The sequence below is a fragment of the Enterobacter sp. RIT637 genome (assembly GCF_019718755.1).
Classification (GTDB): Bacteria; Pseudomonadota; Gammaproteobacteria; order Enterobacterales; family Enterobacteriaceae; genus Enterobacter.
Genome location: NZ_JAIHAZ010000002.1, coordinates 137,067 through 157,154 on the forward strand (window position 1 = coordinate 137,067; position 20,088 = coordinate 157,154).

14 protein-coding genes are annotated in these 20,088 nt (G+C 56.1%); 9 read left to right on the plus strand and 5 right to left on the minus strand.

What is annotated here, in order from left to right; genetic code table 11:
• Positions 1 to 119: 119 nt before the first annotated feature.
• Complete coding sequence (locus K5E19_RS04240) at positions 120 to 764, minus strand: QnrE family quinolone resistance pentapeptide repeat protein (protein ID WP_221550497.1); 645 nt, start codon at positions 762 to 764, stop codon at positions 120 to 122.
• 179 nt (positions 765 to 943) lie between these two features.
• Between K5E19_RS04240 and ppk2 the strand changes: the two genes are divergently transcribed.
• Positions 944 to 1,786 carry a polyphosphate kinase 2 gene (gene ppk2, locus K5E19_RS04245; protein WP_260411628.1) on the plus strand — a complete coding sequence of 281 codons (843 nt, stop codon included), beginning with the start codon at positions 944 to 946 and terminating at the stop codon, positions 1,784 to 1,786.
• A gap of 60 nt (positions 1,787 to 1,846) precedes the next feature.
• Here ppk2 and fdnI read toward each other — a convergent pair whose 3' ends face one another.
• The 3 genes from fdnI to fdnG are packed head-to-tail and all read right to left on the minus strand — an operon-like array spanning position 1,847 to position 6,439.
• Entirely contained in the window at positions 1,847 to 2,503 is a 657-nt protein-coding gene (gene fdnI, locus K5E19_RS04250) for a formate dehydrogenase-N subunit gamma (protein ID WP_042713865.1), read from the minus strand.
• Complete coding sequence (fdxH, locus tag K5E19_RS04255) at positions 2,496 to 3,380, minus strand: formate dehydrogenase subunit beta (RefSeq protein ID WP_221550135.1); 885 nt, start codon at positions 3,378 to 3,380, stop codon at positions 2,496 to 2,498. The genes fdnI and fdxH overlap by 8 nt, the downstream gene beginning before the upstream one ends.
• An 11-nt stretch (positions 3,381 to 3,391) precedes the next feature.
• Positions 3,392 to 6,439: a formate dehydrogenase-N subunit alpha gene (gene fdnG, locus K5E19_RS04260; RefSeq protein ID WP_221550136.1), complete on the minus strand. Its 3,048-nt coding sequence runs from the start codon at positions 6,437 to 6,439 to the stop codon at positions 3,392 to 3,394.
• Between the two features lie 221 nt (positions 6,440 to 6,660).
• Here fdnG and yddG point away from each other — a divergent pair, with 221 nt between their 5' ends.
• Both yddG and ompC read left to right on the plus strand, forming a co-directional pair.
• Positions 6,661 to 7,539: an aromatic amino acid DMT transporter YddG gene (gene yddG / locus K5E19_RS04265; RefSeq protein ID WP_221550137.1), complete on the plus strand. Its 879-nt coding sequence runs from the start codon at positions 6,661 to 6,663 to the stop codon at positions 7,537 to 7,539.
• Positions 7,540 to 8,166: 627 nt separating this feature from the next.
• Positions 8,167 to 9,240: a porin OmpC gene (gene ompC / locus K5E19_RS04270; RefSeq protein ID WP_221550138.1), complete on the plus strand. Its 1,074-nt coding sequence runs from the start codon at positions 8,167 to 8,169 to the stop codon at positions 9,238 to 9,240.
• A 260-nt stretch (positions 9,241 to 9,500) separates the two neighbouring features.
• Here ompC and K5E19_RS04275 read toward each other — a convergent pair whose 3' ends face one another.
• A complete protein-coding gene (locus K5E19_RS04275; RefSeq protein WP_221550139.1) occupies positions 9,501 to 10,988 on the minus strand; it encodes an MFS transporter in 1,488 nt (495 codons plus the stop codon).
• A 116-nt stretch (positions 10,989 to 11,104) separates the two neighbouring features.
• Between K5E19_RS04275 and K5E19_RS04280 the strand changes: the two genes are divergently transcribed.
• From K5E19_RS04280 to narI, 6 genes are all read left to right on the plus strand, one after another.
• Positions 11,105 to 11,680, plus strand: a complete 576-nt coding sequence (locus tag K5E19_RS04280; protein ID WP_221550140.1) for a TetR family transcriptional regulator — start codon at positions 11,105 to 11,107, stop codon at positions 11,678 to 11,680.
• A 209-nt stretch (positions 11,681 to 11,889) separates the two neighbouring features.
• Positions 11,890 to 13,278 carry a NarK family nitrate/nitrite MFS transporter gene (locus K5E19_RS04285; RefSeq protein WP_221550141.1) on the plus strand — a complete coding sequence of 463 codons (1,389 nt, stop codon included), beginning with the start codon at positions 11,890 to 11,892 and terminating at the stop codon, positions 13,276 to 13,278.
• 27 nt (positions 13,279 to 13,305) lie between these two features.
• Positions 13,306 to 17,046 (plus strand): nitrate reductase subunit alpha, encoded by a 3,741-nt coding sequence (locus K5E19_RS04290; protein ID WP_221550142.1) that lies wholly within the window; start codon positions 13,306 to 13,308, stop codon positions 17,044 to 17,046.
• Positions 17,043 to 18,587, plus strand: coding sequence for a nitrate reductase subunit beta (narH, locus tag K5E19_RS04295; RefSeq protein WP_221550143.1), 1,545 nt, complete (start codon positions 17,043 to 17,045; stop codon positions 18,585 to 18,587). Before K5E19_RS04290 ends, narH begins: the two co-directional genes overlap by 4 nt.
• Positions 18,587 to 19,282, plus strand: a complete 696-nt coding sequence (gene narW / locus K5E19_RS04300; protein WP_221550144.1) for a nitrate reductase molybdenum cofactor assembly chaperone — start codon at positions 18,587 to 18,589, stop codon at positions 19,280 to 19,282. The genes narH and narW overlap by 1 nt, the downstream gene beginning before the upstream one ends.
• Positions 19,279 to 19,959 carry a respiratory nitrate reductase subunit gamma gene (gene narI / locus K5E19_RS04305; protein ID WP_221550145.1) on the plus strand — a complete coding sequence of 227 codons (681 nt, stop codon included), beginning with the start codon at positions 19,279 to 19,281 and terminating at the stop codon, positions 19,957 to 19,959. The genes narW and narI overlap by 4 nt, the downstream gene beginning before the upstream one ends.
• Positions 19,960 to 20,088: the final 129 nt, after the last annotated feature.

The following is a 20,088-nucleotide window of genomic DNA, read 5'->3' on the forward strand; positions in this document are numbered from 1 at the left end:
CCACGACCACGGGTTAACTATTCGCGACGGGCATTATCAAACAATCTGGTATGGTGAGCCAGTTCAAATCAGGTGGCTGACAGGTTAATCCATTAATTCAGGTAAGGCTGTGAATACCGCTAGCCCAAAACCACGATGCCAAGCCGATCCATCAGTTGGGCAATCTGATAGCTGTCCAGTTTGACACCCTGCAAATCAATACCACGCACGTCCAGTTCACCCAGTTCTGAGTTGGTCAGGTCGCAGTGAGTAAAATTGGCCGCCCGCCAGTCAAAAGAGGAGAACTCGCCCCCCGACAGATCCGAGCCGCTGAAGGTGGCACCGAGTATTTGCGCACCGTTCCAGCGGTTTTCCCACAGCTCGCATTTTTCCAGAACCACCTTCGAAAAATTGGCATAGCTCAGGTTGCTTTTTGTTATGTAAGCACTGCAAAACCAGGTACGCGTAGTGATCATGTTCATAAAACTGGCCCCGCGAAAATCAGCCCCTTGCGCCCTGCACTCACGAATTTCGATGCCTAAGGCATTAGAATGCCTGAAGTCCGCCATCGATAAATCGCAGCTTTTGAAAATAGCATCTTTAAGCTGCGCCCGAGTAAACTTACCGCCCTGCTGGCTTTCCCGGTCATAGAACTGACAGCCGATAAACTCCGTGCTGGTTAAATCCGTGCCTGAAAAGTCGCAGTTACGAAAGATCGCATTCTCTATTTTCTCGCCGGTAAAACGAGTACGACCGATTTTTTCGCCCTCAAAAATCAATGCCATCACACCCACCTGTTTATTCATACAGTACCTTTCTTCATTCTAACCCTTTACCTGCAGAAGCGAAACTCGCTTATCAGGCACATATGTCAAAAATTCCCGCGAAGGTTGCAGGTCAGCATTACACTTCAAAGTGTTAGTTCCTTCTAAGCACATCACCCGATCCGGAGATGAGGATTATCATGGGAAACGCAAAACAGAATAAAACCAAAGCAGTGACCGTGACCAAAGCGAGCGTAGATAGCCTGGTTAACCCCGCGCTGAAGACCAAAGAGTACGAAAAAGAGCTTCGTCGCCTACATGTGGAACTGGTAAAGCTCCAGCAGTGGGTCGTCGCCAAAGGACTCAAAGTGTGTATTGTTTTTGAAGGACGCGACGGCGCCGGTAAAGGCGGTACTATTAAAGCGATCACCGAGCGCGTCAGCCCTCGCGTGTTTCGCGTTGTTGCCCTCCCGGCACCCACCGAGAAAGAGAAAACCCAGCTCTATTTTCAACGTTATGTTCCCCATTTGCCTGCCGCCGGGGAGATCGTCATTTTCGACCGCAGCTGGTACAACCGCGCGGGTGTCGAGCGGGTAATGGGTTTCTGCACTGAGGAACAGGTGGAGAAATTTTTGGACGGCACGCCGGTGATGGAAAAAGCGATGGTGGATGCCGGTATTATTCTGCTTAAGTACTGGCTGGAGGTGACGCCGAAAGAGCAGGAGCGCCGCCTGCGCGACCGTATTAACGATGGTCGTAAAATCTGGAAGCTATCGCCGATGGATATTAAATCCTTTAACCTATGGGACGAGTATACCCGCGCACGCGACGCGATGTTTGAAGCCACCGATACCGCCTGGGCGCCGTGGTTTGTGGCGCGTTCAGAAGATAAAAAACGCGTGCGCCTGAATATTATTTCGCACCTGCTAACCCAAATTCCGTATAAAGAAATACACGTTGAAAAGGTGGATTTACCGAAACGCAAAATTGGTAAAGTTAAACCCACAAAATACCCGTTCCGGTATGTGGAGGAGCGGTTCTGATATAGCAGGGGTAGGCCCGCGCAAGCGCAGCGCCGCCGGACAAAGCCGACGGCGCAGGGCTCACTTCATTCCTTCCGTACTTTCCTGTTTCGCTTCCAGACGTTCCACATCACGATACCAGCGCGGGTGGTGTTTCTGCGCCCAGCGACGGCTCACCTTCCCCTCAATCATCCCTTTAATCGATCCTTTCACCCAGAACGCCATATACATATGGATCAGGATAGCGTGGATCAGAATGATGGCCGACGTGGCGTGGATCAGCAGCGCGTAGCGAATGACCTGAATGGGGAAATACTGGGCAAAATACGGACGCCAGATAATTACGCCGGTCACCAGCAGCACAAAAATCATGCTCATGATGGTCCAGAACATCATCTTCTGCCCGGCGTTGTATTTGCCCACCTTCGCGACTTTATGCTCGTTGCCTTTCAGAACTTCAACAATCCCTTTTACCCACGGGATATCCTGCTTGTCCGGAATGTTGTGATGAACAAAACGCACGAACATAAACATCAGCACCACGAAAATCAGCACGCCGAAGAACGGGTGCAGAATGCGCCCCATCTGCGGCGTACCGAAGGTCTCGGTCAGCCACTGCAGCGTCGGGAAGAAGAACGAAATCCCCGACACCGCCACCAGGAAGAAGCAGATCACCACCGTCCAGTGACAGGCGCGGTCGATAAACTTCGTGCGCACAATCATTTTCGACTTACTCATGATGCTCCTCCTCGTCGTCATCCACCTCTTTGTTTGGCCCGATACCGATGTAGTGATAAATCAGCCCCGCAAAGGTGGCGATAAAGCCCGCCGCAGAGAGCGGTTTGAGCGCCCCTTTCCACAGGTTGATCGAGGTATCGATCGCCGGATCTTTCGGCAGATTGTGGTACAGCTCCGGCTGGTCGTTATGGTGCAGCACGTACATCACGTGCGTGCCGCCTACCCCCTGCGGGTTGTAAATGCCCGCCTTGTCGTAGCCGCGCGCTTTCAGCTTGTCCACCCGCGCCTGCGCCACGTCCAGCATCTCTTTCTTGGTGCCGAAGTGGATCGCGCCGGTCGGACAGGTCTTGACGCAGGCAGGCTCCTGCCCGACGCTGACGCGGTCCACGCACAAGGTGCATTTGTATACCCGGTTATCCTCTTTATTGAGGCGCGGGATATTAAACGGACAGCCCGCAATGCAGTAGCCGCAGCCGATGCAGTTGTCCTGCTGGAAGTCGACGATCCCGTTGGCGTACTGAATAATCGCACCGGCAGACGGGCACGCCTTCAGGCAGCCCGGATCTTCACAGTGCATGCAGCCGTCTTTGCGGATAAGCCACTCCAGCCTGCCGTTCTGCTCGGTTTCGCTAAAGCGCATTACCGTCCAGGATTTGGCGCTCAGGTCAGCCGGATTGTCGTAGACCCCAACGCAGTGCCCCACCTCATCGCGGATATCGTTCCACTCCGAGCAGGCCACCTGGCAGGCTTTACAGCCCACGCAGGAGGAGACGTCGATAAGCTTGGCGACCTCTGCCTTGTAGTCCCGCGCGCGCGGCGCGGGCGTTATCGGGTTGGTCGCGGAGCGTTTGATAACGTCTTGTGTTTCCATCGCCATTCAATCGCTCCTTACGCTTTCTCGATGTTGACCAGAAACGCCTTGTACTCCGGCGTTTGCGAGTTGGAATCGCCGACGTTAGGCGTCAGGGTGTTGGCGATGTAGCCTTTCTGCGCCACGCCCTCAAAGCCCCAGTGCAGCGGGATGCCGACGGTTTCCACCTGCTGGCCGTGCACGTTCAGACTTTGCAAACGACGGGTCACCACCGCCACCGCGCGAATAAAACCGCGCTTGCTGCTCACCTTCACACGGTCGCCGTTGGCAATGCCTTTCACCTTCGCCAGCGTTTCGCTGATCTCCACAAACTGTTCCGGCTGCGCGATGGCGTTAAGCCGCGCGTGCTTGGTCCAGGTATGGAAATGCTCGGTCAGGCGGTAGGTCGTTCCGACGTACGGGAACTTGTCCTTTTTGCCCAGGCGCAGCACGTCCTCTTCGTAGATACGCACCACCGGGCTTGAGACCACGTTCGGGTGCAGCGGGTTAGTCCCCAGCGGCGTTTCCATCGGCTCGTAGTGTTCCGGGAACGGCCCTTCTGCCAGCTTGTTGAGGGCAAACAGACGTCCCAACCCTTCCGGCTGCATGATAAACGGCCCGGTGTTGCTGCCCGGCGCGGCAGTGTTGTAGTCCGGGATATCGTTACCCGTCCACTTCGCCCCGTTCCACTGGATCAGCATGCGCTTCGGATCCCACGGCTTGCCGTTTACGTCCGCAGACGCGCGGTTGTACAGCACGCGACGGTTCAGCGGCCACGCCCATGCCCAGCCCAGCGTATTGCCCAGCCCGGACGGGTCGGCGTTATCGCGGTTTGCCATCTGGTTGCCTTGCTCCGTCCAGCTGCCGGTGTAGATCCAGCAGGACGATGCCGTCGTGCCGTCGTCACGCAGCAGCGCAAAGCTGTTCAGCAGCTGGCCTTTCTTCGCCACCAGGTTGCCGTTTGCGTCATAGAGATCCGCCAGCGCCACGCCGTTGTTCTCTTTGGCGACTTCTTCAGACTCAGGATGGTCCGGCTGCTTGTAGTCCCAGCCCATTTTCAGCAGCGGCTCAGCGCCCTTGCCGCCTTCGGTGCGGTACATTTCGCGCAGGCGATGGTAAATCCCGGCGAGGATTTCGCCGTCATTACGCGCTTCGCCCGGTGCATCCTGACCTTTCCAGTGCCACTGCAGCCAGCGGCCGGAGTTAGCGATGGAGCCATCCTCTTCCGCAAAGCAGGTGGACGGCAGGCGGAACACCTCGGTCTGAATCGACGCCGGATCGACATCGTTTGATTCCCCGTGGTTCTGCCAGAAGGTGGAGGTCTCGGTCACCAGCGGATCGATAACCACCATGTACTTCAGCTTGCTCAGGCTGCGGACGACTTTGTTTTTGTCCGGGAAGGAGGCCACCGGGTTAAAGCCCTGGCAGATATAGCCCGTGACGTTGCCCTTATCCATCATGTTGAAATACTTGATGACGTCGTAAGCCTGGTCCCACTTAGGCAGCCACTCAAAGCCCCAGTCGTTCTCCTTCTGCGCCGCGTCGCCGTAGAAGGATTTCATCAGGCTGACGTAGAACTTCGGATAGTTGCTCCAGTAGTTGACCTGATCCGGCAGCGTCGCTTTCGGCGTATTGGCCTCAAGATACGTTTGCAGATCGGTCTGCTTTTCAGACGGCAGCGTCAGGTAGCCCGGCAGGCTGGTCGACAGCAGGCCAAGGTCTGTTAAGCCCTGAATGTTGGAGTGACCGCGCAGCGCGTTTACGCCACCGCCCGCCATGCCCATATTGCCGAGCAGCAGCTGGATCATCGCCATGGTGCGGATGTTCTGCGCGCCGACGGTATGCTGCGTCCAGCCCAGCGCGTACAGGAACGTGGTGGTTCTGTCTGCGGCGCTGGTTGAGGCCAGCACTTCACACACCTTCAGGAAGTCCGCTTTTGGCGTACCGCAGATGTTTTCCACCACGTCCGGCGTATAGCGGGATACGTGCTCTTTCAGCAGATTCCACACGCAGCGCGGGTGCGTCAGCGTTTCATCACGCAGCGCATAGCCGTTTTCGTCGAACTGATAGTTCCAGGACGATTTATCGTACTGGCGTTTTTCGGCGTCATAGCCGCTAAATAGCCCGTCATCGAAGGCAAAATCATCCCGCACCAGCAGGTTCGCGTTGGTGTAATGCTTAACGTATTCCGCGTTAATTTTGTTGTTTTCGATCAGGTACAGCAGGACGCCGGACAGGAACGTAATGTCCGTGCCGGAGCGGATTGGCGCATAGATATCGGCCACCGATGCCGTGCGCGTAAAGCGCGGATCGACGACGATAAGCGTCGCATCGTTGTTGTTTTTTGCCTCCATCGCCCAGCGGAATCCCACCGGATGGGCTTCTGCGGCGTTACCGCCCATCACCACCACGACGTTAGCGTTTTTGATATCAACCCAGTGGTTGGTCATCGCACCGCGACCAAATGTTGGAGCAAGACTTGCTACCGTTGGTCCGTGTCAGACGCGCGCCTGGTTGTCTACCGCCAGCATGCCGAGAGAGCGCACAAATTTTTGCGTCAGCATGCCGGTTTCATTACTCGCCGCCGAGGCGCACAGCATACCGGTGGAAAGCCAGCGGTTAACCGTTACGCCCTGCGCGTTCTTTTCAATAAAGTTGGCGTCGCGGTCGGCTTTCATTAATTTTGCAATGCGGGAGAAGGCCTCATCCCAGGAGATTCGCTGCCATTTATCCGAACCCGGCGCGCGGTATTCCGGGTAGCGCAGGCGATTTTCGCTGTGCACATAGTCCAGCAGCCCCGCCCCTTTCGGGCACAGCGCCCCGCGGCTCACCGGATGATCCGGATCCCCTTCAATATGGTAAATCGCTTCTCTGGCGTTCTTCGCGCCATCGCCCAGGCTATACATTAAAAGCCCACAACCTACGGAGCAGTATGTGCAGGTGTTACGGATCTCTTTCGCGCGCAGCAGCTTATAGTTGCGTGCCTGAGCCAGCGCCATTTTGGGAGCAAATCCCAGCATGGCTGCCGTTGTTCCGGCCATACCGCCCGCGCAGATTTTGAAAAAATGTCTGCGGCTGACGTCCATTGTTGTCCTCGTGTTCGAATAAGACTTCGCGCCGCAAACTAACAGCAAAGCCTCTGTTTTTTTTGCGTCAAATCAAGGTCGCCTGACTTCGCCCCCTTAATAGTCACTGCTGCCGCGTTTGAATAATCCTTTAGGGTTAAGCGCTTAAGAGAATTATTCGCGGCGGTTGCCGAATTAATGCTATAAATTTTTCCTTTGATTTTATTAGCGATGAAGACGTAATGGACAGAAAAAGAGCAACGCTTATTGGACTGGCGGCAATACTGTTATGGAGCACAATGGTCGGTCTGATCCGCAGCGTGAGTGAGGGACTGGGTCCGGTAGGCGGTGCGGCGATGATCTACACCCTCAGCGGATTGCTGTGTCTGGTGACGGTAGGATTTCCTGATATCAGGCGGTTTTCCCCCCGCTATCTTATTTCAGGCAGCGTTTTGTTTGTCAGCTACGAAATATGCCTGGCGCTGTCGCTGGGTTATGCCGCCACGCGATCGCAGGCCATTGAAGTGGGCATGGTCAATTACCTTTGGCCAAGCCTGACCATTGTGTTTGCCATCTTGTTCAACGGGCAGAAATCAAACGTGTGGGTGATCCCCGGCTTAGCCGTCTCATTGCTGGGCGTCTGCTGGGTATTGGGCGGTGAACAGGGTTTACATCTTGATGAAATAACCCGCAATATCGTTTCCAGCCCGCTGAGCTACGCGCTGGCGTTTGCAGGGGCATTTATCTGGGCGGCCTACTGCACCGTCACTGCCAAATTTGCCAAAGGACAAAACGGTATAACCCTTTTCGTTTTGCTGACCGCGCTGAGCCTGTGGGTGAAATATGCGCTCAGCGATCAGCCGGAAATGGTGTTCAGCATCCCGGTGGTGGTGAAGCTCGTCATGTGCGGCGTCGCGCTTGGGTTTGGCTATGCCGCATGGAATATTGGCATCCTCCACGGTAACGTCACGGTACTGGCTGCCGTATCGTATTTCACCCCCGTCCTTTCAGCCGCGCTTGCCGCCGCAGTGCTGAGTTCCCCCCTCTCATTCGCCTTCTGGCAGGGGGCGCTGATGGTCTGCGCCGGTTCGCTCCTTTGCTGGTATGCCACACGCAAATAAGCCCCCGATGCCGGGGATATTTTCATCCCGGCAACATAATTAACATTAATTTAAAATGTGAGCCTGCCTCAGAATATTTATCAAAATTATCGTGACCTGTTTAAATTCTGTTTATATTAGCCACGGGACGTAAGTTCGCCTTTTCTTATATTGACATAAACTGACAACGCATAGTGATTAGTTCGCTGCGTATATTAACGAACTATATAGCACAGAATGCAATAATACATTTCCGGATGTGTCACGCGCCCTATCATAAATCTGATGCAATAGAACTTCCATCAGACTGTTTTCATTGAATTTATCATCACCACCCCGCCCCTAAATAATCGTTAATCACGAATATTGCACCGATGAACTACAACGTACAAAAACTATTTGCTACGTAATTTTCACGAGACGTAAAGCGTCACTTTATGTGTAAATATTAATCGAATAAGGCGTTTTTACGGCAATTATTCCGATCAGGATCACACTAATTGAAATTATCTTTAATATTTTGAAACTTATTATTGAAAGCAGGCTACAAGATTTTTAAAAATAGTCTGCCATTGACGAAACGCCTCGTTTAGAAATCGTTCAAATTGGCTCAGGAAATACCTAAGAAAATTATAAGGAATGTTTAAGATGAAACTTAAATTAGTTGCAGTGGCAGTCACTTCTATGCTGGCAGCAGGCGTTGTAAACGCGGCTGAAGTTTTTAACAAAGACGGTAACAAACTGGATCTGTACGGCAAAGTAACAGGTCTGCACTATTTCTCTGATGACGCTGACAACGACGGCGACAAAACTTACGTACGTCTGGGCTTTAAAGGCGAAACGCAGATCAACGACCAGCTGGCCGGTTACGGTCAGTGGGAATATGAGTTCAAAGGCAACCGCTCTGAAGCGCAGGGCTCTGACGGTAACAAAACCCGTCTGGCATTTGCCGGTCTGAAGTTCAACGAGTTCGGTTCTTTCGACTACGGTCGTAACTACGGCGTGGCTTACGACATCGGCGCATGGACTGACGTTCTGCCAGAGTTCGGTGGCGATACCTGGACCCAGACCGATGGCTTTATGACGGGCCGTACCACTGGCGTTGCAACCTACCGTAACACCGACTTCTTCGGTCTGGTTGACGGCCTGAACTTTGCGGCACAGTACCAGGGTAAAAACGACCGTAACGATATCACCGAGTCCAACGGTGACGGCTGGGGTCTGTCTTCCAGCTATGAGTTCGACGGCTTCGCTGCAGGTGCGACCTATGCGAAATCCGACCGTACTGACCGTCAGGTTAACGCAGCAAGCGAGCTGAACGCTGGTGGAGAAAACGCAGAAGTCTGGGCAGCGGGCCTGAAGTACGATGCGAACAACATCTACCTGGCAACCACCTACTCTGAAACCCGTAACATGACCGCGTTCGGTAACGGTCACGTGGCGAACAAAGCGCAGAACTTCGAAGTGGTTGCACAGTACCAGTTCGACTTCGGCCTGCGTCCATCCATCGCTTACCTGAAATCTAAAGGTAAGGACATCGGTTCTTATGGCGATCAGGATCTGGTTGAATACATTGATGTTGGCGCGAGCTACTACTTCAACAAAAACATGTCTACCTACGTTGATTACAAAATCAACTTGCTGGACGACAACACGTTCACCAAAGATGCCAAAGTGTCTACCGACAACATCGTGGCTGTGGGTCTGACCTACCAGTTCTAAGATGTGTCACTCTACAAGGCCAGCCCATGCGGCTGGCTTTTTTGTGCCTGTTTGCGCATAGAATCTCCCCGGTTTCGGTATAATGACGCTGTCTCCCGCATCTTGACTCACTGCTTTTTTGTAACCCGTATCGATTTAACGCTTATATCAAGCCGCAGCTTCCCATCGGGGCTGGTGCAGTCGCGCTATCGGGTGACACGTCAGACAGCGTAAGAACACCGATAAAAAGCCCGGACAACATGGCGTCAACGGGCTCACTTTTACTTTTGGGGCGCTTTCGCCAGACTAAACCAAATCCCCACCGCCAGCAGCAATAACATTCCGCCTGCGCTACCCAGCGCCACGCTGTGCGAGGTGATAAACGCCGTTTTCGCCGCCTCAATCACCGACTCCGCCAGCGACGGGGTCAGATCCTGCGCCACTTTCACCGCTTCACCAATAGAGGACGAGGCTTTATCTGCAAGCGACGGGTTCAGCCCCTGCGGCAGCACAATTGACGCCGAGAAGCTGCGGGTTAACAGCAGGCCGAAAATCGCGATCCCCAGCCCCGCCCCCAGCTCGTAGGACATGGTTTCAATCGCCCCTGCGGCAGCCGCTTTCTCTTTTGGCGCAGCGGCCATAATCGCAGAGGTCGAGGCCAGCAGCGCGCTGGCCGCGCTAAAGCCGAGCAGAACCATCAGGGCAGACGCCAGCAACTGCTGAGTGCTGAAATCCAGCATCGACAGACCGATAAAACTGACCGCGCTCAGCCCCATCCCCCCTGCCGCCACAAGACGCAGACCGAGACGCCCCACCAGGACACCCGCTATCGGGCCGCTAAACCCGCTCGCCACCATCAGCGGCAGCATAAACATGCCCGCCTCAAACGGCGTGAAGCCATGAACAAACTGCAGCTCCTGCGCCATCAGCAGTTCAAACCCCACCAGCGCGATCATCGCCGTCATCGCCATCACCACGCCGCTTAAAATGATGCGGTGGCAAAACAGGCGCATGTCGATCATCGGCACGCGGGCGCGCAGCTGAATGCGCACGAAAATAAACAGCATCACTGCGCCAGTCAGCAGCGTACAGGCCACCAGCCACGGCGACAGCGCGCCTTTCAACGCGGTTTTAGCGCTGTAGACCAGCAGTAAAATCGCCACGATCAGCATGATCGCATGGCTAATGTTCAACGGCTGCTCAGGCCGCCCCTGCTGCCGGGGAACAAAACGTGCCGCAAGGGTGACAACAATAAGCACGATTGGCACGTTGATCAAAAACACTGACCCCCAGTAGAAGTGTTCCAGCAACATACCGCCAATCAGCGGGCCAAATGCCGCGCCGCCGGAACCCACTGCCGCCCAGACGCCGAGCGCAATATTACGATCCCGCGCGTCGATAAACAGCGTACGGATCCCAGCAAGCGTAGCCGGGATGATCATCGCCGCACCAATCGCCAGCGACGCGCGCGCCGCAATCAGCCACCCTGCTGACGGCGCAAACGCTGCCGCCAGCGACGACAGGCCAAACAGCGTGCTGCCGATAATGAGCAATCGTTTAAAACCAATGCGGTCACCCAGCGCCCCCATCGGCAGTACCATTCCCGCCATCACCAGCGAGTAAATGTCGATGATCCACAGCAATTCATTGCCGCTGGCGCCCAGCGTCATGCTCAATGTCGGCGCCGCCACGTGCAGCACCGTCGCGTCGATCGCCACCGGGATATACACCAGCACGATAATCACTAACGCTAACCACTGACGAAACATAAATTTCCCTTTCTTTTAAAACATGGACACATGTCCAGGATGCGATCCTACGTAAAGTTGAACGCATGTCCAGCTTTTTGTTACACTCGTTTCATTGCCATTGAGAGTGATTAAACATGCGATATCTGAGCAAGGATGAACGGCGGGAAGCCATCTTACAGGCCGCCATGCGCGTGGCGCTGGCTGAAGGACTGGCGGCAATGACGGTGCGACGTATTGCCTCTGAAGCCAGCGTCGCCACCGGACAGGTGCACCATCACTTCACCTCCGGCGGGGAGCTAAAATCACTGGCGTTTGTGCGCTTGATCCGCGAGCTACTGGACGCCGACGCACTGGGAGAAAGTGCCAGCTGGCGGGAGCGTCTTCACGCTATGCTCGGCAGCGATGACGGCAGATTTGAGCCTTATATTCGCCTGTGGCGTGAAGCCCAAATTCTGGCCATTCGGGATGCCGAAATTAAAGGCGCTTACGTACTGACAATGGAGATGTGGCACCAGGAGACCGTTGCCATTATTCGTGCCGGGGCGGAGGCTAGCGAATTTAGGCTTAACGATCGTGCAGAAAATATTGCCTGGCGTTTGATAGGTCTGGTGTGCGGACTGGACGGTATCTACATATTAAATATGCCGGAGATGGACGATGCGGCTTTTAATAAGCATCTCGATAAACTTATCACTCTTGAATTGTTTTAATACTCCTTCCTGAGTATTCACATTCCGAAATGTTACAATTAGTAACACATTAAGCGACCCCCTATTCCCATTCTATTCTCTGGGGTTCGCTTTTTTATCTATCCTTTCAGATGTATCCCAAAACATCCAATAAATCCTAGTCCCCACTCTCATTTATCTTTTTGTTTTCACTTCGTTTTTCTCTCCATTATGGCAAGTAAGAGGGCGATATGTCACCACAAAGTGAAAAGAGTAACCCGCATCTTTTAAGTAACTGGAAACCTGAAAACGCGCAATTTTGGGAGAATAAAGGCAAACATATCGCGCAAAGAAATCTGTTGATCTCGGTGGCATGTTTACTACTGGCCTTTTGCGTATGGATGCTGTTTAGCGCAATCGCGGTCAATCTCAATAAAGTCGGATTTAATTTCACTACCGATCAACTTTTTATGCTAACGGCATTACCTTCTCTCTCCGGCGCGATATTGCGCGTCCCCTATTCGTTTATGGTGCCAATATTTGGCGGACGATACTGGACGGTATTGAGTACCGTCATCCTGATTATTCCCTGCGTCTGGCTGGGGATAGCCGTTCAGGACACCGCGACGCCTTACTGGGTCTTTATCGTGATTGCCCTGCTCTGCGGCTTTGCAGGTGCCAACTTTGCCTCCAGCATGGGCAACATCAGCTTCTTCTTCCCCAAGGCAAAACAGGGCAGCGCGCTCGGCATTAACGGCGGGCTCGGCAACCTGGGCGTCAGCGTGATGCAACTGGTCGCGCCATTGGTGATATTTCTGCCGATGTTCACTTTCCTCGGCGTGCACGGCGTGCCTCAGGAAGATGGCTCGACGATGTGGCTGGCCAACGCAGCATGGATCTGGGCGCCGCTGCTGCTGCTGGCAACCCTTGCGGCATTTTTTGGCATGAACGATATTGCCAGCTCTAAGGCTTCTATTGCCAGCCAGCTCCCGGTGCTGAAGCGCTTTCACCTCTGGCTGCTGAGCCTGCTCTATCTGGCGACCTTCGGCTCGTTTATCGGCTTCTCGGCGGGCTTTGCCATGCTGTCAAAAACTCAGTTTCCGGACGTCAACATCCTGCACCTCGCCTTCTTTGGCCCACTTATCGGTGCGCTGGCGCGTTCAGCGGGCGGGATGATCTCTGACAAACTGGGCGGCGTGCGGGTCACGCTGATTAACTTCGTCTTTATGGCCGTCTTTAGCGCCCTGATCTTCCTGACGCTCCCCGGCTCTGGCTCCGGCAGCTTTGTCGCGTTCTATCTGGTCTTTATGGGACTGTTCCTCACCGCCGGGCTGGGCAGCGGATCCACCTTCCAGATGATCGCGATTATTTTCCGCCAAATCACTCTCGACCGCGTCAAAAAGCAGGGCGGCACGGACGAGCAGGCGCAGCACGAAGCGGTGACCGAGACTGCCGCCGCGCTGGGCTTTATCTCCGCTATCGGCGCCGTTGGCGGGTTCTTCATTCCCAAAGCCTTTGGTACCTCGCTGGCGATGACCGGTTCGCCGGTCGGCGCCATGAAGGTGTTCCTCGTGTTTTACATCATCTGCGTGCTTGTTACCTGGCTGGTGTATGGCCGCAAATCCGCAAAAAAAGAATAACTACACGTCCGAAGCAGGAGAAATGTCATGAGCAAACTGTTGGATCGCTTTCGTTATTTCAAAACAAAAGGCGACAGTTTCGCCGATGGGCACGGGCAGGTGTACCACACCAACCGCGACTGGGAGGACAGCTACCGTCAGCGCTGGCAGTTCGACAAGATTGTGCGCTCCACCCACGGCGTGAACTGTACCGGCTCCTGCAGCTGGAAGATTTACGTCAAAAACGGCCTGGTGACCTGGGAAACCCAGCAGACCGATTATCCGCGGACCCGCCCTGACCTGCCCAACCACGAGCCGCGCGGCTGCCCCCGAGGTGCCAGCTACTCCTGGTATCTCTACAGCGCCAACCGTCTCAAATACCCGCTGGTCCGCCGCAGGCTAATTGAGCTTTGGCGCGAGGCGCTGGCGCAGCATACCGATCCGGTGCTGGCCTGGGACGCTATCCAGAGCGATCCGCAAAAGGCGCAGAGCTACCGGCAGGCGCGCGGTAAAGGCGGGTTTATCCGCTCGAACTGGAAAGAGCTAAACCAGCTGATCGCCGCCGCCAACGTCTGGACCATCAAAAACTACGGCCCCGACCGCGTGGCCGGTTTTTCCCCGATTCCGGCGATGTCGATGGTCTCCTACGCCGCCGGCACGCGCTATCTTTCCCTGCTGGGCGGTACCTGCCTGAGCTTCTATGACTGGTACTGCGACTTGCCTCCGGCGTCGCCGATGACCTGGGGCGAGCAAACCGACGTGCCGGAGTCTGCCGACTGGTACAACTCCAGCTATATCATTGCCTGGGGCTCGAACGTGCCGCAGACCCGTACCCCGGACGCCCACTTCTTCACCGAGGTGCGCTACAAAGGGACCAAAACCGTCGCCATCACGCCGGACTTCTCGGAGGTGGCGAAACTGAGCGACCAGTGGCTGGCCCCCAAACAGGGAACCGACAGCGCCCTCGCCATGGCGATGGGCCACGTGATCCTCAAAGAGTTCCACCTCGATAACCCCAGCGACTACTTCCTCAACTACTGTCGCCGCTATACCGACATGCCGATGCTGGTGCAGCTCGACGAGCAGGAAGACGGTCGCGTGGTGCCGGGCCGCATGCTGCGCGCCTCGGACCTTGTCGACGGGCTGGGTGAAGCCAATAACCCTGAGTGGAAGACCGTCGCCTTTGATATTGCCGGGAACCTCGTGGTGCCAAACGGATCGATTGGCTTTCGCTGGGGAGAAAAAGGCAAATGGAACCTCGAATCGCTTGCGGCAGGACAGGAAACTGAACTGACGCTTTCTCTACTGATCACGCACGACAGCGTTGCGGATGTCGCTTTCCCCTACTTTGGTGGCAACGAAAACCCACACTTCCGCAGCGTCAAGCAGGAGCCGGTGCTGACACGCCGCGTGCCGAGCAAAACCCTGACGCTCGCCGACGGCAGTCAGAAACGGGTGGTCAGCGTTTACGATCTGATACTGGCTAACTACGGTCTCGATCGCGGTCTGGAGGATAGTAACGCCGCAGACAGCTATGCCCAGATCAAAGCCTACACGCCCGCCTGGGGCGAACAGATCACCGGCGTACCCGCTTACCTGATAGAAAAAATCGCCCGCGAGTTTGCCGACACGGCGCACAAAACTCACGGTCGCTCAATGATCATTCTGGGTGCCGGGGTGAACCACTGGTACCACATGGACATGAACTACCGTGGGATGATCAACATGCTGGTCTTCTGCGGCTGCGTCGGGCAGAGCGGCGGCGGCTGGTCGCACTACGTGGGCCAGGAGAAGCTGCGCCCGCAAACCGGCTGGCTGCCACTGGCCTTCGCGCTGGACTGGAACCGTCCGCCGCGCCAGATGAACAGCACCTCATTCTTTTACAACCACGCCTGCCAGTGGCGCTATGAGAAGCTGACCGCGCAGGAGCTGCTCTCCCCGCTGGCGGACGCCTCGACATTCACCGGCCACCTGATCGACTTCAACGTCCGCGCTGAGCGCATGGGCTGGCTGCCGTCGGCCCCGCAGCTCAACCTTAACCCGCTGCACATTAAAGCCCGCGCGGAGGCGGCGGGCATGACGCCGCAGGAGTATACCGTGCAGGGACTCGAATCCGGTGACGTGCGTTTCGCCTGCGAGCAGCCCGACAACGGTAAAAACCATCCCCGCAACCTGTTCGTCTGGCGCTCTAACCTGCTCGGCTCCTCCGGGAAAGGCCACGAGTACATGCTGAAATACCTGCTCGGCACCGAGAGCGGCATTCAGGGCGAGGATCTCGGCTCTACCGATGACGTGAAACCTGAAGAGGTGGAGTGGCAAACCGCCGCCATCGAGGGCAAGCTCGATCTGCTGGTGACGCTCGACTTCCGCATGTCCAGCACCTGCCTGTTCTCGGATATCGTCCTGCCCACCGCCACCTGGTACGAAAAAGACGACATGAATACCTCGGATATGCATCCGTTTATTCATCCGCTCTCCGCCGCCGTCGACCCGGCGTGGGAGTCCCGCAGCGACTGGGAGATCTACAAAGGCATCGCCAAAGTCTTCTCCGAGGTCTGCGTCGGGCATCTGGGCACCGAAACCGACGTGGTGCTGCAGCCGCTTCAACACGACTCCCCGGCGGAGCTGTCGCAGCCGTTTGATATTCAGGACTGGCGCAAAGGGGAATGCGACCTGATCCCCGGCAAAACCGCGCCGAACATTGCGGTCGTCGAGCGTAACTACCCGGAAACCTACGAACGCTTCACCGCCCTCGGCCCGCTGATGGATAAGCTCGGCAACGGCGGAAAAGGTATTTCATGGAACACGCAGAACGAGGTCGATTTCCTCGGCAAGCTGAACTACGTCAAGCTCGACGGCCCGGCCAAAGGCCGCCCGCGCATTGAAACCGCTATTGACGCCTCTGAAGTGATCCTCGCTCTGGCACCGGAAACCAATGGTCAGGTGGCGGTGAAAGCCTGGGAAGCGCTCGGGGAACTGACCGGGCGCGATCACACTCATCTGGCACTGAACAAAGAAGACGAAAAGATCCGCTTCCGCGATATCCAGGCCCAGCCGCGGAAAATCATCTCCAGCCCAACCTGGTCCGGCCTTGAGAGCGAGCACGTCTCGTATAACGCAGGCTATACCAACGTCCACGAGCTGATCCCATGGCGTACCCTTTCGGGCCGCCAGCAGCTGTATCAGGATCATCCGTGGATGCGCGCCTTTGGTGAGAGCCTGGTCGCCTACCGTCCCCCAATTGATACCCGCAGCGTCAGCCATATGCGCGAGATCCCGCCGAACGGCTTCCCGGAAAAAGCGCTCAACTTCCTGACGCCGCACCAGAAATGGGGCATCCACTCCACCTACAGCGAAAACCTGCTAATGCAAACCCTGTCGCGCGGCGGGCCGATTGTCTGGATCAGCGAAACCGACGCGCGCGAGCTGGGCATTGAGGATAACGACTGGATAGAAGCCTTCAACGCCAACGGCGCCCTCACCGCCCGTGCGGTGGTCAGCCAGCGCGTGCCGCCGGGCATGACCATGATGTACCACGCCCAGGAGCGCATCCTGAACATACCGGGCTCGGAAGTGACCGGACGGCGCGGCGGGATCCACAACTCGGTCACCCGCGTCTGCCCAAAACCGACGCACATGATCGGCGGCTACGCCCAGCTGGCCTACAGCTTTAACTATTACGGCACCGTTGGCTCGAACCGCGACGAGTTCATCATGATCCGCAAAATGAAAAACATTAACTGGCTCGACGGCGAAGGTCGGGATCAGGTACAGGAGGCGAAAAAATGAAAATACGCTCACAGGTTGGCATGGTTCTGAATCTCGATAAATGCATTGGCTGCCACACCTGCTCGGTCACCTGTAAGAACGTCTGGACCGGGCGTGAAGGCATGGAATATGCGTGGTTTAATAACGTCGAAACCAAACCGGGTATCGGCTACCCAAAAAACTGGGAAGATCAGGAGGAGTGGCAAGGCGGCTGGATCCGCGGCATTCACGGCAAGCTAACGCCGCGCCTCGGCGGCAAAATGGGCGTATTGTCGAAGATTTTCGCCAACCCCGTCCTGCCGCAGATTGACGATTATTACGAGCCCTTCACCTTTGACTATCAGGATCTGCACCGCGCCCCGGAGGGCGATCACCTCCCTACCGCCCGCCCGCGCTCGCTGATTGACGGCAAGCGGATGGACAAAATCGTCTGGGGTCCCAACTGGGAGGAACTGCTGGGCGGGGAATTCGAAAAACGCGCCCGCGACCGCAACTTCCAGAAGATCCAGAAAGAGATGTACGGCCAGTTTGAAAACACCTTCATGATGTACCTGCCGCGCCTGTGCGAGCACTGCCTGAACCCTAGCTGCGTCGCCACCTGTCCGAGCGGCGCGATTTACAAGCGCGAAGAGGACGGCATTGTGCTGATCGACCAGGACAAATGCCGCGGCTGGCGTCTGTGCATCAGCGGCTGTCCGTACAAGAAAATCTACTTCAACTGGAAAAGCGGCAAATCAGAAAAATGCATCTTCTGCTATCCGCGCATTGAATCCGGCCAGCCGACTGTCTGCTCGGAAACCTGCGTCGGGCGCATCCGCTACCTCGGCGTGCTGCTGTATGACGCGGACCGCATTGAAGAGGCGGCCAGCACCGAGCATGAAACCGATCTGTACGAACGCCAGTGTGACGTATTCCTGGACCCGCACGACCCGGCTGTCATAGAAGAAGCGGTGAAACAGGGTATTCCGCAGAACGTGATTGACGCCGCCCAGCGTTCGCCGGTTTACAAAATGGCGATGGACTGGAAGCTGGCTCTGCCGCTGCATCCGGAATACCGCACCCTGCCGATGGTCTGGTACGTGCCGCCGCTGTCACCGATTCAGTCCTATGCTGATGCTGGCGGCCTGCCGCAGAGCGACGGTGTCCTGCCTGCCGTGGAAAGCCTGCGCATTCCGGTGCAGTATCTGGCGAATATGCTCAGTGCGGGCGATACCGGCCCGGTGCTGCGCGCCCTGAAGCGCATGATGGCGATGCGCCATTACAAACGTTCCCAGACCGTGGAAGGCGTGACCGATACCCGCGCCATTGAAGAAGTGGGCCTGACCGAAGCGCAGGTTGAAGAGATGTATCGTTATCTGGCCATTGCCAATTACGAAGATCGCTTCGTGATCCCAACCAGCCACCGTGAAATGGCGCGCGACGCCTTCCCGGAGAAAAACGGCTGCGGCTTTACCTTTGGCGACGGCTGCCACGGCTCCGACACCAAATTCAACCTCTTCAACAGCAGCCGCATCGACGCGATTAACATCATCGAGGTGCGCGAACACGGGGAGGGAGAGTAATGCAAATCCTCAAAATCATCGCGCTGCTGATCGAATATCCCGATGAGACCCTGTGGGAAAACCGCGATGAAGCGCTTTCGTTAATTGAGCAGGACGCGCCCACGCTGCTGCCGTTTACCCGGCAGCATCTGAACGCCCCGCTGCTGGACAAGCAGGCCGAGTGGTGCGAGGTTTTTGAGCGCGGTCGCGCAACGTCGCTGCTGCTGTTCGAGCACGTTCACGCTGAGTCCCGCGATCGCGGTCAGGCGATGGTCGACCTGATGAGTCAGTACGAGAAAGCCGGGCTACAGCTGGACTGCCGCGAGCTGCCGGACTATTTGCCGCTCTACCTGGAATACCTCAGCATCGTCACCGACGACGAAGCACGCGAAGGATTACATAACGTCGCGCCGATCCTGGCGCTGATTGGGGGACGCCTGAAGCAGCGTGGCGTAGCGCATTACCAGCTGTTTGATGCCCTGCTGGCGCTGGCGGGAACGCGGCTTTCCAGCGATAGCGTGGCGACACAGGTGTCCGGTGAAAAACGGGATGATACCCGCCAGGCGCTGGACGCCGTATGGGAAGAGGAACAGGTCAAGTTTATCGAAGACAACGCCACATCGTGCGACAGCTCGCCGATGCAGCAATATCAACGACGCTTTAGCCAGGACGTCGCGCCCCAGTACTTGGACGTCAGCGCCGGAGGCCCAAAATGACACACTACCTGAACGTGTTTTTCTACGACATTTACCCGTACATCTGCGCCACCGTCTTTTTCCTCGGCAGCTGGTTGCGCTACGACTACGGGCAATACACCTGGCGCGCCTCGTCGAGCCAGATGCTCAGCAAACGCGGTATGAACTGGGGTTCTAACCTTTTTCATATCGGGATCCTGGGGATATTCTTCGGACACCTGTTCGGCATGTTAACCCCGCACTGGATGTACGCCTGGTTTTTACCCGTTGCGGTTAAACAGCAGCTGGCCATGATGGCTGGCGGGGTTTGTGGCGTATTGACGCTGATTGGCGGTTCTATGCTGCTTTACCGCCGCCTGTTCAATCAGCGCGTGCGCGCCACGTCCACCATGCCGGATATCATCATCATGAGCATTTTGCTGATCCAGTGCATTCTCGGGCTGACCACCATCCCCTTCTCCGCACAGTATCCTGACGGGAGTGAGATGATGAAGCTGGTCGGCTGGGCGCAGGGGATCGTGACGTTTAAGGGAGGCTCATCAGAAATGCTGAGCGGCGTCGCGCCGATCTTCCGCGTTCATCTGGTACTGGGGATGACGATCTTCCTTATCTTCCCGTTCACCCGTCTGGTGCACGTGTGGAGCGCGCCGTTTGAGTATTTAACCCGTCGGTATCAGGTGGTGAGATCGCGCCGCTGAATGTGTCGGGTGGCGGCGTAGCCGCCACCGGGCTATTTACGCAGATAACATCCGCCGTCCCACATTGGCCCAAAAGTATCGTTATTTGTTCTGCAGGTGACTCCTTCCTTTGTAGACTCTGCGAAATAA